Below are 14,602 nucleotides of genomic sequence, written 5' to 3'. Positions count from 1 at the left end.
GCTGCTCCCTTCCCGCTAGTCCATGCGCAATAGTGGCGCAAAACGGCACGCGAAAATAATTGTCCTAGAGCAATCGGAACAAATATATGGCTTTGTATTCTGCGTTCGTGGCTGCGCGTCAGGCGCGGCAAGCATGCGGTTCTTAAGGGTTTTTACTTGAATCGCGTTCCCGACCACACGACAAACGAACCATACGAACGGAAACCTCATGAAGACCAAACGACTCTCCGGATTGCTCTTAGCGGCGTGTGTGGCTACAGCGAGCTTCGTCGTCACGACGAGCGCCAGTGCGGAAACGACGTTGCAGCGCATCCAGCGCACCGGAGAGGTGCGTATCGGCTATGCGAACGAAACGCCTTTTGCCTACACGACTCCCGATGGCACCGTCACCGGCGAATCGCCCGAAATCGCCAAGAAGGTTTTCGCCAAGCTGGGTGTCAAGAAAGTCGATGCGGTTCTCACCGAATGGGGCGCGCTTATTCCGGGCCTGAAGGCAGGCCGCTTCGACGTGATCGCGGCGGGCATGTACATCACGCCGGAACGCTGCAAGCAAGTTGCGTTTGCCGATCCGCAATACCAGATTCCCGACACGCTGCTCACGATGAAGGGCAACCCGAAGAACCTTCACAGCTATGCCGACGTCGCCAAGCAAGCGGACACGAAGCTGGCGATCATGGCCGGCACGGCGGAACTGGGCTATGCACGAGCAGCGGGCATCAAGGACGATCAGATCCTTCAGGTTCCGGACACCACTGCGCAACTGCAGGCCGTGCGCGCGCGCCGCGCCGATGCCGCCGTGGGCACTGCGCTCACGATGAAAGGTCTTGCATCGAAAGGCGGGCCGCAAGTCGAAGCGGTCAGTCAGTTCAACGACGATCCGAAGCACATCGGCTACGGCGCACTCGCCTTCCGGCCGGAAGATACCGACTTGCGCGATGCGGTGAATAAGGAACTTCATGCGTGGCTCGGCACGGAGGATCATCTGAAGACGGTCGGACCGTTCGGCTTCGACAAGACGAACCTGACCGACAAGAAAGCGCCCGAGCTTTGCGGCGGCTAAGGCTTGAGTAATGCGTGCGCACCGCGTCTTGAAACTAGCGAGGAACCGTCATGAGTGACCTCAATGAGCTTTTGCCTTTATTGATGAAAGGCACGCTCGTCACGATCGAAATAGCTGTGTGCAGCATTCTGCTTGCGATCGTGATGGCGGGTTTCGCCACGACGCTGCGCGCCGCTCCTTATCGCATCGTGCGATGGACCGCCAATGCGTATGTCGAGATTTTTCGCGGCACATCGCTGCTTGTCCAGTTATTCTGGTTTTTCTTCGTGCTGCCGCTGCCGCCGTTCAATGTTCATCTGACGCCGTTCACGGTCGCCATCGTCGGCCTCGGGCTTCACTACGGCGCGTATGGCTCGGAGATACTGCGCGGCGCGCTTCGCTCCGTGCCGGGCGGTCAATTCGAAGCGGCGCTCGCGCTCAACATGCCGCCCGCGGCGCGCATGCGGCGCATCGTCTTGCCTCAGGCGATGATCAACGCATTGCCGCCCGCCACGAACCTCATGATCGAATTGTTGAAGGGCACGTCTCTCGTATCGCTCATCACGCTTTCGGACTTGACGTTCCGTGCGCGCCAGCTCGATGAATCCACCTTCAAGACGGCTGAAATATTCGGGCTGACCTTGCTGATTTACTTCGTGCTTGCGCAAGTCATCGTTGCGGTGATGCGCTATTTCGAGCGTCGCGTGAGCGGCCATGTCGCCGTGCGCCGCGTCGTTCCGAGGGCTGCGTCATGAATTCTCTAGGTCAGTTTTTCGACATTAAATACGCGCTGCATATTCTTCCCGAGCTTGCACGCGCGGCAACTTACACCATCGGCATCACGCTCGTCGGCTTTGCAATCGCGTTGGTGCTGGGCCTCGTGCTCGCCATCATGCGGCGCAGCGACTTTGCGCCGGTTGCGAAGACCACGGCCTTCTTCATTGAATTCATTCGCAGCACGCCGCTCTTGATTCAAGTGTACGTGCTCTTCTATGTCGCACCGCTTTACGGCCTCACGATGTCCGCGCTGACCGCCGGCACGATCGGCATTGCAGTGCACTATGCGTGCTATGTGTCGGAGGTGTATCGCGCGGGCCTCAATGGCGTTGCGCGCGGTCAGTGGGAAGCGGCGTGCGCGCTCTCACTCTCACCGTGGCGCACCTATAGCGGCGTGATTCTTCCGCAAGCCATTCGTCCGGTGATTCCCGCGCTTGGGAACTACCTTGTCGCCATGTTCAAGGACACGCCGGTGCTCTCCGCGATCACCGTCGTCGAATTGATGCAGCAAGCGAAGAACATCGGCTCGGAGACGTTCCGCTATCTGGAGCCCATCACAATGACCGGCGTATTCTTTCTCATCATCAGCGTGACGTTCGCATCCGGCGTGCGTCATCTCGAACGGCGCGTGAGGCTGCCATGATGCACGGCGCTCATGTATCGATTACTCCGACCTCGCTGGACGGCGCACGGTAATGGAACTCAGGGAAAAGGAACAGCAGATGAAACGAGACCTCGACCCGGCGCTGTCCACTGCCGCCGATGACCGCGCCAATGCGCCGATCGTACGCTTTCGCAATGTCACCAAGCGCTATGGCGCGCTGACCGTGCTCGACGGACTCGACCTCGACATCGCGCCTCACGAGAAAGTGGCGATCATCGGGCCGAGCGGCTCCGGCAAATCCACGCTATTGCGCGTGTTGATGACGCTCGATCCGCTTAGCGATGGCATCATCGAAGTCGACGGCGAACCGCTCACGCACGAAATGCAGGGCGGCAAACTCGTGCCTGCGTCCGCACGTCACGTGCGTCAGGTGCGCAGCAAGATTGGCATGGTGTTCCAGAGCTTCAATCTCTTTCCGCATATGACGGCGCTCGCCAACACCATCGAAGCGCCCATGCGCGTGCTCGGGTTATCGAAGAAAGAAGCCACCGAGCGCGGCCGCGAACTGCTTTCCATGGTAGGTCTTGCCGAGAAGTGCAATCACTATCCATCGCAATTGTCGGGTGGACAGCAGCAGCGTGTCGCCATTGCGCGCGCGCTCGCCATGCGGCCAAAGATCATGTTGTTCGATGAAGTCACTTCCGCGCTCGATCCCGAACTCTGCGGCGAAGTGCTCAACGTCATTCGCAAACTCGGCGACGAACACAGCCTCACGATGCTGATGGTCACGCATCAAATGGGTTTCGCCAAGGAGTTCGCCGACCGCGTCTGCTTCTTTTCGCAAGGGAAGATTATCGAGCAGGCGCCGCCGCAACAGTTCTTCTCCGCGCCGCAACATGAGCGCACGCGACAGTTCTTGCGCGCAGTGACCGAAGCACTGTAATCGGGGCGCGGTCCGTTAATTGCTTCGCACCTTCCGTTAGTCCACGGAGAGTGCGATGCCTTCGATTCCGCTTAGACCGCCCCGCGTGGCGAGCGCCTGACCCTCATGGCGACGAGCAAGGATCCCGGCGTCGAACCGGATCAAACGCCGGACTCACTCGACACATGCCACCGTTGCGCGCTCTATAAGGACGCGACGCAAGGCGTGCCCGGCGCGGGACCGCGTCATGCGCCGTTGATGATCGTCGGCGAGCAGCCCGGCGACCAAGAGGATCTGCAAGGCAAGCCTTTCGTCGGTCCGGCCGGCGCCATGCTCGATCGTGCGCTCGAAGAAGCCGGCGTCGCGCGCAAAGAGGTGTACGTCACCAACGCGGTCAAGCACTTCAAGTGGGAACCGCGCGGCAAGCGCCGCATGCACAAGACACCCGCGCAGCGCGAAATCGACGCCTGTCATTACTGGATGGATCGCGAGACCGCCGATATCGATCCAAAGGTCATCGTCGCGCTGGGTGCAACCGCGCTCAAATCCGTTCTGAGCGATTCAAAGGCCAAGTTGCAGGCGTCGATGGGTCATCCCATCGACCATGACGGACGCGTGATCGTCGCGACTTATCACCCGTCATACGTTTTGCGCGCGCCCGATCCGGAGACGCGCCAGGCCGCGTATCGCGCGATTGTCGATGCGCTAAGCGAAGCGCATCGTTTGCTCAAGAAAAAACGTTGATCGAGAACCCGCCATGCCAACGACACGAAAGACGACGAAGACAGGCAAATCCGGCAACACGCGGCAACGCCATACGCTTGCCAGCGATTGCAAGAAGACGACGAGTAAGTCCACGAAGAAAACATCGAAACGCTGGTCGCATCACGTCATGGAAACGAGCGATGCAATGGATATCGAGCGCGATATCTTCAAGACGGGCAACGCAGAAGAAATTGCTCAGTCACTCAAGCGTTCATCGACTAGCAGCAAGCGGCGCAAAGGTTCGCCGTTTCAATCGGCCATGTCGATGCTGAACTTCTACATCAATCGCGCCGGGCGCAATCTTCCCAAGACGCGCCGCAATACGCTCGAGCGCGCGAAGAAACATTTGCGTGAAGCGTTCGGGCGCAAGCCCTGACCGCGGTTGATAGACGGGAATAATCTTTGCTCGAATGCGTTGACCCACCAGGAGACGATCATGGCGCAAGAACCTCCTCTCAGTCCCGGCGATGAAGCCGAGCCCGGCGTGCCCGGCACTGGCGAAGACATCTGCCCCGATTGCAACGGCAGCGGCAAGCGCGATGGTGCCGATTGCCCGACATGCGACGGCACGGGCAAGGTAATACAAGGCATCGGCGGGGGCTAATGAAGCGCCGCATCGAATGTCTCGCAGCAGCGGCGATCGCCGCCCTCGCCTGTGCAAGCAGCGCGGTCATCGCCGCGGATTATGCGCCGGGCTTCGGCCCGGACCCGACGCTGCCCGCGCCGAAGCGCGCGCTATTGCCGACGGTGAACGTCGCGCCTGCGAAGCCCTGGGCGCAAGGGCAAAAGCCCATTGCACCCGAAGGCTTCAGCGTGACGGCATTTGCGTCGGGCCTCGATCATCCGCGCTGGCTTGCGACCTTGCCCAACGGTGACGTGCTCGTTGCCGAAACCAACGCGCCTGCGCAACATGATGAGAACGCGGGCATCAAGGGCATGATCGCGAAGAAGGTAATGAAGCGCGCGGGCGCTTCGGGCGCGAGTGCCGATCGCATTACATTGCTGCGCGATGCCGATGGCGACGGCATCGCGGAAACGCGCACGGTGTTCATCGATAAATTGCACTCGCCGTTCGGCATGGCGCTCGTCGGCGATGATCTTTACGTTGCGAATACCGATTCGATCATGCGCTTCAAATATCGCAGCGGCGAAACGAAGATCGAATCGCCGGGCGAGAAATTCATCGACTTGCCAGCGGGACCGATCAATCATCACTGGACCAAGAACGTCATCGCGAGTCGCGACGGCAAGCGGCTTTACGTGACGATCGGATCGAACAGCAACGCGGCGGAAAACGGCATCGGCGCGGAAGACGGCCGTGCGGCGATCATGGAAGTGGACATCGCCACGAAAGAATCGCGGCTCTATGCAACGGGCTTGCGCAATCCCAATGGCCTTGCATGGCAACCGCAAAGCGGCGCGTTATGGACAGCCGTGAACGAGCGCGACGAACTCGGCAATGAGCTCGTGCCCGACTATATGACGGCGGTAAAGGACGGCGGATTTTACGGCTGGCCTTACAGCTATTTCGGGCGACACGTCGACGACCGCGTGAAGCCGCAACGCCCTGAACTCGTGGATTCGGCCATCGTTCCCGACTATGCGCTTGGCGCACATACGGCATCGCTTGGCCTCGCGTTTTACGATGCCCAGGCGTTTCCGCAGCATTACTGGAACGGCGCGTTTATCGGTCAGCATGGCTCGTGGAACCGCAAGCCGAGAAGTGGCTATAAGGTCGTGTTCGTTCCCTTCGAAAATGGCAAGCCTTCAGGTCCGCCCGAAGACATGCTGACCGGTTTTCTTTCATCGGATGGCCACGCGCTCGGGCGACCCGTCGGCGTGGTGGTCGATCATGCGGGCAGCCTGCTCGTCGCCGATGATGTCGGCAATACCATATGGCGGGTCGCGCCCGCTGGCAAATAATGGCCGCGCGCAAGCCCAAGTCACTGCCCAAGGCCGCGCCGCAGCCTTCGCTCTTTGCGCTTGCAGAGCGGCAAATAGTCGGCCTTTACGATGCGGGCGTGTTATCGCCTGCAGTGCTGCATCATGTAATCGCGGCTTATGCGGATAGCGGCATCGACTGGAATGAAGCGGGTTCGTTGCATACGGTCGATGACCGCACCGTGCAGGAAGCAGTCGTGCTCATCATGATGCCGGGGCGCGCGTTACGTTCGGCGCAGAAGGATTTCATATCGGTGGTCGAGCATCTCGCGGGCGAGAATCAACCCAAAGCGCGCGCCGCGGACGATGCAGAAGAAGAACCCACGGATGATGAAGACTTGCTCAGTCAACTAGGCGGCAATAGCAACGCGAAGCGCAACGACAAGCGCGAAACATCATCGAGCAAGCCTGCGAGCTTCAATCCATTGGTCGGCGCGCGAGCCCTGCCGACGCATAACAAACGCTGAACATCCCGCTCAATGCGGCACGCCGTCCGCCATCAGATCGCGCAGATCGTCCATGTCGAAGGGCTTTGCGAGGATCGGCACGCCGAGATGCTTTGCGCGTTCGATTTCGTCCGCATAGCCCGTCATCAACACGACCTTCTGCGAAGGCAGCCGCTTCGTGATCTGCTCCACCAGGTCGATGCCGTTCATGCTGCCGGGCATTTGCACATCGGAGAGCACGAGGTCGAAGCCATAGCCTTCGCCCAATAAGGCAAAGGCGGCGTCCGCGCTTTCTTCGTGATGCACGGTGCAGCCGAAGACTTCGAGCACCGCCATGACGCCCGCCGCGACATCCGCGTTATCTTCGACGAGCAGCACCGACATTCCGCGCAACGGATGGTCGTCATCGATCATCGCCGATGCTGTCGGACGCTCGCGATTCACGACCGCTTCAGGCTTCGACGACACGACCGGCCCCTGATAATGCGGCAGATATAAACGCACCGTCGTGCCCGCGCCCGGCACGCTCGTGATGCGCGCCGTGCCGCCCGCCTGCTCACACGCGGCAAGCACTTGCGCAAGGCCGAGTCCCGTGCCTGCGCCGTGCTCCTTGGTCGTGAAGAGCGGCTCGAATGCGCGACGCAACACGGACTCGCTCATGCCCTCGCCGTTGTCCGTGACGGAAATCAGCACATACTCGCCATCGGGCAGATCGTTTTCCGCGCCGCGCAAGCGCACGTTCTGGCAGCGAATCACGATGCGCCCGCCATGCGGCATCGCATCGCTCGCATTCACCGCGATATTGACGAGCGCGAGTTCGAGCTCGACGGCATCGGCCATGACGTTCCACAAGGCGGCGGAGAATTCGACTGTCAGCGAGATCGACGGATGCACCGCGCTCTTCACGATATCCAGCACGCTTCTTACCCATGCAGCGGGGTCAATGACTTCCTGCTTGCGCGGATGCTTGCGCGCCACGCTCATCAGCCGGCGCGCAAGCGACTCCGCGCCGGCCGTGGCGCGTTCCACTGCAAGCACTTCACTCTCGACATCATTGAAATGCTTGCGACGTGCCAGCGCCATGTTCGACGACACGACCATCAGCAGGTTATTGAAGTCATGCGCGACGTTCGCCACGAGGTTGCCGAGCGCGCCCATGCGCCGCAACTGACGGCTCGATGCCTCGATGGAAAGGCGCGTCGCGACTTCCGCTTGCCAGCGTTCCCATGCGGCGCGCTCCGCGTCGAGGCGACGTATCGAGAATGCAATCAGCAGCCACACCGCGATGCACGGCAGCGCCGCAATGGCCGAAACGAGCATGAGGTTATGCCGCCAGCGCGCTCGCACGACGGAGGTTGCATAGCCCGTCGACACGTAAAGCGGAAAATCGCCGACGCGGCGGTAAGCGAGCACGCGTTCCACATGATCGACGGTCGATGTCATGCGCAAGCGGCCGTACAGCTCGTTGTTGCGAAACGCGTTAGTGAACGGCGTATCGTTGGCGGGCTGCGCAGCGTTCTTCATCAGCGGATAGCGCACCAGCACGCCGCCGTCGCGCCGGTAGAGGCCGATGACCAGCGCGTTATCGCCCGCAGCGATCTCATGATAGAAATCGGTGAAGTAATCGCGCTTCAGCGCAATCGACACGACGCCGAGAAACTGACCGCCCTGGCTAATGCGGCCCATGGTCGTCGTGAAGACATCGGAATTGGCGACCTTGCCGCGCAAAGGCAATGAAAAGTAAGTTACCGGCGCGACGGCGCGCGCGGAGAGAAAGTCGTCGCGATCGGCAATGGATACTTGCGGCGCCGGATACCAGCGGCTATTCGCAAGCAATGCGCCATTGGCACCGAATACGGAAATGGCGGCAACCTGTGCAAGCGTGCCGCTCATGGCGTCGAGCGCATGATGCAGCGCTTCCTGACGACCGGCGATGTTGGCATCGTCGCTGTCGCCCAACATGTCGACGACGCGCGTTTCAAGCTGCTGATTGAGATCCAGTACTTTCAGCGCATGCTCGTTCGCAACGCGCGCAAGACGCTCGGTCAACTCTTCCGCATCGGCAAAACGGCGTTGATAGTCGTAATAGCCGTAAATGCACAAACACGCGAGCGGAACCAGCACCGATGCTGCGAGCACGAGCAAGAGCACACGCCGCGTCAACGCGAAGTTGCGCGACGGAAGCGGTAAGTCCAGTGTCCCGTTCTCGATAGGATTCAAGCGTTCGGCCTTGTGGTGAGTCGGCCGTATATCGTAACCGGCGGGCGCGCATGGCGCATAGCGAACCGTGCGCCCGCCCTTACATCAGCAACGCATCATCCCGCCATTTCGCGATCCGGCGTGGACGATATGCGATGGATCGCGAGATCCGCGCCGTTGAATTCGTCCTCGCGTTCAAGCCGCAAGCCGACGGTCAGCTTGATCGCACCGTACACCGCGCCGCCGCCCGCGAGCGCCAGCAACACCGCGCCGATCGTGCCGATGCATTGCGACCACACCGACACGCCGCCGATGCCGCCGAACGCCTTCTGTCCCAGCACGCCCGCCGCGATGCCGCCCCACGCGCCGCACATGCCGTGCAAGGGCCAGACGCCGAGTACATCGTCGATGCGCCAGCGATTCTGCACGCAAGTGAACATCTGCACGAACAACACGCCCGCCACCGCGCCGACGACCAGCGCGCCGAGCGGATGCATCAGGTCCGATCCCGCGCACACGGCGACCAATCCGGCGAGCGGCCCGTTATACGTGAAGCCCGGATCGTTGCGGCCCGCGAACCACGCGGCGAGCGTGCCGCCGACCATGGCCATCAGCGAATTGACGGCGACGAGGCCGCTGATCTTGTCGACGGTCTGCGCGCTCATCACGTTGAAGCCGAACCAGCCGACCGCAAGCACCCATGCGCCCAGCGCGAGAAACGGAATGCTCGAAGGCGGATGCGCGGCAATGCGGCCGTCCTTGTGATAGCGCCCGTGGCGCGGCCCGAGCAACAGCACGGCGGGCAGCGCGACCCATCCGCCGAATGCGTGCACGACCACCGATCCCGCGAAATCATGAAACGGCGCGCCGAAGGTTTGCGTCAGCCAAGCCTGAATGCCGAAGCGCTCGTTCCACGTCACGCCTTCCAGCAGCGGATAAATGAAGCCGACGATCACGCACGTCGCGAAGAGTTGCGGATTGAATTTCGAGCGTTCCGCGATGCCGCCCGACACGATCGCGGGAATCGCCGCCGCGAACGTCAACAGAAAGAAGAAGCGCACGAGCGCATAGCCGTTGTGCTCGGCGAGGATGTCCGCGCCGTGCATGAACTGCACGCCATAAGCGATGTTGTAGCCGATGAAAAAGTACGCAAGCGTCGATACCGCGAAGTCCACGAGGATCTTCACGAGCGCATTCACCTGGTTCTCGCGCCGCACGGTCCCGAGTTCGAGAAACGCGAACCCTGCGTGCATCGCGAGCACCATCGCGGCGCCTAGCAGCAGAAAGAGTGTGTTGGTTCCGGATTGAAGTGCCTGCATGGGATCGCTGCTTTCTCAAAAAAGCGGCGCTTTTCGCAAGTTCCGGGCCAAGCTGGGGCATTTTGCATGCAATCGGTGCTGGCGTTGACGCAGCCACGCTTCGGATCAGTGCAGTGCCGGCGCACCGGTTCGCTTTGTCAGCCCGCATGTGGTGCAGGGCATCCCCTTGATGTCGCATCGGCCGCACCGTTGCAGTGCAGGTTTTCGGTTGCATGCAGCATTCAAACGGCGCCGCGGGTTGCCGCCCGTTCATCACGCCGGCTTCCGGTTCCCCTACCCATTGACCGGGTTTTATTTCCGAATCTTACTGAGATGTGTAATGATAGTGATTCGCATTTAATGCGTGGAATAGCCGGACTCAACGACGCGGATTCGATTCAGCGCAGGCATGCGCGGTATCCGCCGCGTCTTCACTTCTCGGCGACGAAAACCCGCTTCGCGCCGATCGGAATTCACTAACAAGTATCGGGGAACGACATGTTGAGGAAAACGCCGCTTGCCGCGGCACTGGTCACCATTGCCGCCGTGCCGATGGCCGCGCCGCTCTACGCGCAGCCGGTCGCACAAGACGCGCAAACCGCACAAGCAGCGCAGCCCGCAACGCAAGCCACTCCCGCCGATGGCGCGCCCGACATCGCCACCCTGCCCGCGGTCACCGTGACCGGCCGAAGCGATGCGGCCGCCGACTTCCAGCCGGAAATGTCGAGCGTCGGCGCGAAGGTGCCGACTGCATTGCGCGACATTCCGCAAGCGGTCGTCGTAGTGCCGAAGGCGGTGCTGCAATCGCAAGCAGTGAGTTCGTTCTCCGACGCGCTGCGCAACGTGCCGGGCGTCACGCTCGGCGCAGCCGAAGGCGGGCAGATCGGCAACAACATCAACCTGCGCGGCTTCACGGCGCGCACCGATATCTATCTCGACGGCTTTCGCGATCGCGGCCAGTACTACCGCGACACGTTCAATCTCGAATCGATCGACGTACTGTACGGTCCGTCATCGCTTTACTTCGGACGCGGATCGACGGGCGGCGTCATCAATCAGGTCAGCAAGCAGCCCAACCTCAAGCCGCGCGCCGACGTGTCGTTGCAAGCGGGTACGCATGACCGCTATCGCACGACCGTCGACATCAATCAGCCCATGACCGATACCTCCGCGTTTCGCATCAACGCGTTCGGTCAGTCGCTCGGCTCCACGCGCGACGAGATGAAGAACAAGGACTACGGCATTGCGCCCGAAGTGAAATTCGGCATCGGCACGCCGACGCAAATCACGCTGTCCGCGCTCATTCAACATAACCGCGATCAACCCGACTACGGCATTCCGCCGCTCAACGGACATCCGGCGCCCGTCGACAGAAAGACGTTCTACGGCTTCACCGACGACCGCACCATTCAGGACGTGCAGACGTTGAACGCGCGCGTGGAGCATCGCTTCAACGACATGTTCACGGTGCGCAACCAGACGCAGTTCAGCCACTACAGCACCGAAGCGCGCGCGACCAATGCGGCGGCCGTGCTGACCGGGCCGCTCGGCACGTCGACCGCGCTCAGCAACGGCAACTACACGACGCTGCCGCTCTCGTCGCTCTATGTGCGGCTGCAAGGCAAGGACCGCAATATCAACGATCACTCGGTCTATAACACGACCGACTTCCAGGGTAAGTTCGCGACGGGCTTTCTCAAGCACGACATGCTCGTCGGTGTCGATTTGAGTCACGAGACCTATAGCAATCAGAGCTTCACCGCGACGACGCCCGGCTTGCCGACGAATACGCTCGCTATCGTGCCGCTTGTGGATCCTGCTTATACGACGCGTCCGTCGAATTATCGCGAGGTCGCGACTAATCTCGCGGAGTCGAGTGCCAACGGCATCGGTCTCTATTTGAACGATACGATTTCGCTCGGCGATCAATGGAAGTGGATTGGCGGCGTGCGCTGGGACCGCTATGAAGCATCGATCCACAATTCGATCAATGCGCCCGGCTATGCCACGCAAACGAATTACTTCACGAGCGTGCGCACGGGCATCGTGTGGCAGCCGACGGAATGGCAGTCTTATTACGTGTCGTATGGCACGTCGTTCAATCCGTCGCTCGAAGCGCTCACGCTGACCAACAATCAGCAAAACACGCCGCCCGAGAAGAACCGCTCGTATGAAATCGGCTCGAAGTGGGATCTGCTCAACGGCGGGCTATCGGTGACGCAGTCGCTCTTCAACATCGAGAAAACCAACGCACGCACACAGGTATCGACCGGCGAATACACGCTCGATGGCGATGTGCGCGTGCGGGGTTATCAGCTCGGCGTGGCGGGTCACATCACGAACAAGTGGCAGGTCTTCGGCGGCTACACGTATATGGACGGCACCGTGGAGAAGGCGCTCGACGGCACCGCGGGCAACACGCTCGCCAATACGCCGCACAACATGGTCACGCTGTGGTCCACGTATAACTTCACGCCCAACTGGGAATTCGGCGGCGGGCCTTCGTATGTGTCGTCGCGCTATGCGGCGAACAACAACCTCGTGAAAGTGGGCGGTTATACGCGCTGGGACGTGATGGCCGCGTATCATCAGAAGCGCTACGATATCCAGTTCAACGTGTGGAACATCACGGACAAGAAGTACTACGATGCCCTGATTCCATCCGATGGCGGACGCGCGGTGCCGGGCATTGGCCGCACGTTCCTCGCAACGTTGAATTACCGCTTCCGTTGATGCACGCGCGCGCCGCTTCATCGCTTGAATCGTTCATGATGCGTGCATGAGCGGCGCGCCTGTCACGATGAAACCCGCACCATGATTCTCTCGATACCGAACGTACTCAGTCCCGAAGACGCCGCCACCATGCGCGAGCGTCTGGAAGCAAGCGACGCATGGGTCGACGGTCGCGCGACCGCCGGCTATCAGGGCGCGCCGGTCAAGCGCAATCAGCAGATCGCGGAAGGTTCGCCCATTGCGCGTGAAATGGGCGACGCGATCGTCGGTGCGCTCGAACGGCATCCGCTCTTCATTAGCGCCGTGCTGCCGAACCGCGTCTATCCGCCGCTCTTCAATCGCTATGAAGGCGGCATGCACTTCGGCAGTCACGTGGATGGCGCGATTCGCATCGTGCCCGGACATGGCGCGCGCGTTCGCACCGATGTATCCGTCACGCTGTTTCTTTCGCGGCCCGAGGACTATGACGGCGGCGAACTCGTCATTGAAGACACTTATGGCGTGCAGGAAGTGAAGCTGCCGGCGGGACACGCCATTGTCTACCCCGCCACGAGCTTGCATCAGGTGCGGCCCGTCACGCGTGGCGCGCGCGTGGCGAGCTTCTTCTGGACACAAAGCCTCGTTCGCGACGATGCTCAACGCGCGTTGCTATTCGACCTCGACAACTCCATTCAACGCCTGAATGCGACCAACGGCGATGAAGCCGCGAAGCGCACGCTCGTCGGCTGCTATCACAATCTGCTGCGCATGTGGAGCGAGACGTGATCGCTTAGCGGCTGGCGCGCGCTTTCTTCTCTGATGGTGCAGCGCCTTTGCCCGAAGCTTGTTGCTGCGTGATTTCCTTGAGCAGCGCTTCATCGCGTGCGATGACATCCGGAAGATGCGCGCGCAAGAACTCCACCCACGTCCGCGTCTTGGCATCGACGAACTTACGCGATGCATACAGCGCGAAGAGATTCGTGTGCTGCAGCGTGTGTTGCGGCAGCACGCGCACGAGCGAACCGTTGCGCAAGCCGTCGATGGCCGCATACAGCGGCAACATGCCAATGCCCATGCCTTCGCGTATCGCCACCACGAGCGATTCGGCAATGTTCACCTGCACCGGCCCGCTTATTTGCAGCGTCTCGCGGCCTTGCGGTCCTTCGAGCGTCCATTCGCGCGCGGGAAACGCGGGCGTCTGCAGCGTGAGGCAGTCGTGGTTAGCGAGATCGGCGGGCGTGGCGGGCGTGCCGCGCGCGTCGATATAGTCCGGCGATGCGCAAAGAATGCTGAACGTGCTGCCAAGGCGATGCGAAATGACTTCAGAATCCGACAACGTCCCCGCCGATACCACGGCGACATCGCTGCTGCCTTCGAAGAGATCGGGCATGCGCTGCGATAGCGTCAATTCCACCTTCACGTCCGGATGAAGCGCGCGATATTTGGCGATGGCCGGAAGAATATAGTGCTGTCCCACGCTTGCGAAACTGAACATGCGCAAGGTGCCCGATGGATGCTCGTGCGCCCCGCTTGCTTCTTCTTCTGCCCCGTCGACATCCGCGAGAATCTGCAAGACGCGCTTCAAATAGCGTTCTCCCGCGGACGTGAGCGCAAGACGCCGCGTCGAGCGGTTCATCAGGCGAGTGCGCAAATGGGCTTCAAGTTCCGACACCGCGCGCGACATGGCGCCGGTGGTTGAATTCATCGACTGGGCCGCGGCGGTAAAGCTGCCGGCTTCGATCACGCGGGCAAATACCCGCATGTTCTGTAGGGTGTCCATCAAACCTTCACAATTGCCAAAGAAGCGACATTGTCCGCTCAACGGCTAAAAGGATTGTTATTGAATCTGGAAAGAATGTTCCCTGATTCCCTCATTAATCCATGATGCCGTGTTGCCTA

At 60.9% G+C, this 14,602-nt stretch carries 14 protein-coding genes; 11 read left to right on the top strand and 3 right to left on the bottom strand.

Going from position 1 to position 14,602, the window contains the following annotated elements:
- Positions 1-208 precede the first annotated feature (208 nt).
- The 9 genes from ehuB (at position 209) to AWB72_RS10230 (ending at position 6,515) form a co-directional block, all read left to right on the top strand.
- Complete coding sequence (gene ehuB, locus AWB72_RS10265; RefSeq protein ID WP_040052098.1) at positions 209-1,060, top strand: ectoine/hydroxyectoine ABC transporter substrate-binding protein EhuB; 852 nt, start codon at positions 209-211, stop codon at positions 1,058-1,060.
- 50 nt (positions 1,061-1,110) lie between these two features.
- On the top strand, positions 1,111-1,794 hold the full coding sequence (ehuC, locus tag AWB72_RS10260; RefSeq protein ID WP_040052097.1) for an ectoine/hydroxyectoine ABC transporter permease subunit EhuC: 684 nt from the start codon (positions 1,111-1,113) through the stop codon (positions 1,792-1,794).
- Positions 1,791-2,459, top strand: coding sequence for an ectoine/hydroxyectoine ABC transporter permease subunit EhuD (ehuD, locus tag AWB72_RS10255; RefSeq protein ID WP_040052096.1), 669 nt, complete (start codon positions 1,791-1,793; stop codon positions 2,457-2,459). The genes ehuC and ehuD overlap by 4 nt, the downstream gene beginning before the upstream one ends.
- A gap of 79 nt (positions 2,460-2,538) precedes the next feature.
- Positions 2,539-3,363, top strand: coding sequence for an ectoine/hydroxyectoine ABC transporter ATP-binding protein EhuA (gene ehuA / locus AWB72_RS10250; protein ID WP_040052331.1), 825 nt, complete (start codon positions 2,539-2,541; stop codon positions 3,361-3,363).
- A gap of 105 nt (positions 3,364-3,468) precedes the next feature.
- Positions 3,469-4,086: a UdgX family uracil-DNA binding protein gene (locus tag AWB72_RS10245; RefSeq protein ID WP_040052095.1), complete on the top strand. Its 618-nt coding sequence runs from the start codon at positions 3,469-3,471 to the stop codon at positions 4,084-4,086.
- A 13-nt stretch (positions 4,087-4,099) separates the two neighbouring features.
- On the top strand, positions 4,100-4,483 hold the full coding sequence (locus AWB72_RS10240; RefSeq protein ID WP_040052094.1) for a DUF3175 domain-containing protein: 384 nt from the start codon (positions 4,100-4,102) through the stop codon (positions 4,481-4,483).
- Between the two features lie 60 nt (positions 4,484-4,543).
- On the top strand, positions 4,544-4,711 hold the full coding sequence (locus AWB72_RS29135; protein WP_167550951.1) for a hypothetical protein: 168 nt from the start codon (positions 4,544-4,546) through the stop codon (positions 4,709-4,711).
- Positions 4,711-6,030, top strand: a complete 1,320-nt coding sequence (locus AWB72_RS10235) for a PQQ-dependent sugar dehydrogenase (protein ID WP_040052093.1) — start codon at positions 4,711-4,713, stop codon at positions 6,028-6,030. Before AWB72_RS29135 ends, AWB72_RS10235 begins: the two co-directional genes overlap by 1 nt.
- The gene (locus tag AWB72_RS10230; RefSeq protein WP_244285577.1) at positions 6,003-6,515 is read left to right on the top strand and encodes a hypothetical protein; all 513 of its coding nucleotides are present in this window, start codon (positions 6,003-6,005) and stop codon (positions 6,513-6,515) included. The genes AWB72_RS10235 and AWB72_RS10230 overlap by 28 nt, the downstream gene beginning before the upstream one ends.
- 9 nt (positions 6,516-6,524) lie before the next feature.
- On the opposite strand, the gene AWB72_RS10225 is transcribed toward AWB72_RS10230, so the two are convergent.
- Together AWB72_RS10225 and AWB72_RS10220 are read right to left on the bottom strand one after the other, a co-directional pair.
- A complete protein-coding gene (locus AWB72_RS10225) occupies positions 6,525-8,714 on the bottom strand; it encodes a hybrid sensor histidine kinase/response regulator family protein (protein WP_040052091.1) in 2,190 nt (729 codons plus the stop codon).
- Between the two features lie 95 nt (positions 8,715-8,809).
- Positions 8,810-10,012 (bottom strand): ammonium transporter, encoded by a 1,203-nt coding sequence (locus tag AWB72_RS10220; RefSeq protein WP_040052090.1) that lies wholly within the window; start codon positions 10,010-10,012, stop codon positions 8,810-8,812.
- Positions 10,013-10,489: 477 nt separating this feature from the next.
- Between AWB72_RS10220 and AWB72_RS10215 the strand changes: the two genes are divergently transcribed.
- Positions 10,490-12,724, top strand: coding sequence for a TonB-dependent receptor (locus AWB72_RS10215; RefSeq protein ID WP_040052089.1), 2,235 nt, complete (start codon positions 10,490-10,492; stop codon positions 12,722-12,724).
- A gap of 81 nt (positions 12,725-12,805) precedes the next feature.
- A complete protein-coding gene (locus tag AWB72_RS10210) occupies positions 12,806-13,489 on the top strand; it encodes a Fe2+-dependent dioxygenase (protein WP_040052088.1) in 684 nt (227 codons plus the stop codon).
- Between the two features lie 4 nt (positions 13,490-13,493).
- Here AWB72_RS10210 and AWB72_RS10205 read toward each other — a convergent pair whose 3' ends face one another.
- On the bottom strand, positions 13,494-14,483 hold the full coding sequence (locus AWB72_RS10205; protein WP_040052087.1) for a LysR family transcriptional regulator: 990 nt from the start codon (positions 14,481-14,483) through the stop codon (positions 13,494-13,496).
- Positions 14,484-14,602: the final 119 nt, after the last annotated feature.

Origin of the sequence: Caballeronia concitans (assembly GCF_001544615.1) — a bacterium.
Taxonomy (GTDB): domain Bacteria; phylum Pseudomonadota; class Gammaproteobacteria; order Burkholderiales; family Burkholderiaceae; genus Caballeronia; species Caballeronia concitans.
This window is presented reverse-complemented; position numbering and strand designations above follow the sequence as displayed.

Coding starts and splice junctions, on each gene's coding strand:
- AWB72_RS10210 (WP_040052088.1), top strand. CDS start 12,806: ATGATTCTCTCGATACCGAACGTACTCAGTCCCGAAGACGCCGCCACC.
- AWB72_RS10235 (WP_040052093.1), top strand. CDS start 4,711: ATGAAGCGCCGCATCGAATGTCTCGCAGCAGCGGCGATCGCCGCCCTC.
- ehuC (WP_040052097.1), top strand. CDS start 1,111: ATGAGTGACCTCAATGAGCTTTTGCCTTTATTGATGAAAGGCACGCTC.
- AWB72_RS10205 (WP_040052087.1), bottom strand. CDS start 14,483: ATGGACACCCTACAGAACATGCGGGTATTTGCCCGCGTGATCGAAGCC.
- AWB72_RS10245 (WP_040052095.1), top strand. CDS start 3,469: ATGGCGACGAGCAAGGATCCCGGCGTCGAACCGGATCAAACGCCGGAC.
- ehuD (WP_040052096.1), top strand. CDS start 1,791: ATGAATTCTCTAGGTCAGTTTTTCGACATTAAATACGCGCTGCATATT.
- AWB72_RS29135 (WP_167550951.1), top strand. CDS start 4,544: ATGGCGCAAGAACCTCCTCTCAGTCCCGGCGATGAAGCCGAGCCCGGC.
- AWB72_RS10240 (WP_040052094.1), top strand. CDS start 4,100: ATGCCAACGACACGAAAGACGACGAAGACAGGCAAATCCGGCAACACG.
- ehuB (WP_040052098.1), top strand. CDS start 209: ATGAAGACCAAACGACTCTCCGGATTGCTCTTAGCGGCGTGTGTGGCT.
- AWB72_RS10220 (WP_040052090.1), bottom strand. CDS start 10,012: ATGCAGGCACTTCAATCCGGAACCAACACACTCTTTCTGCTGCTAGGC.
- AWB72_RS10215 (WP_040052089.1), top strand. CDS start 10,490: ATGTTGAGGAAAACGCCGCTTGCCGCGGCACTGGTCACCATTGCCGCC.
- AWB72_RS10230 (WP_244285577.1), top strand. CDS start 6,003: ATGGCGGGTCGCGCCCGCTGGCAAATAATGGCCGCGCGCAAGCCCAAG.
- ehuA (WP_040052331.1), top strand. CDS start 2,539: ATGAAACGAGACCTCGACCCGGCGCTGTCCACTGCCGCCGATGACCGC.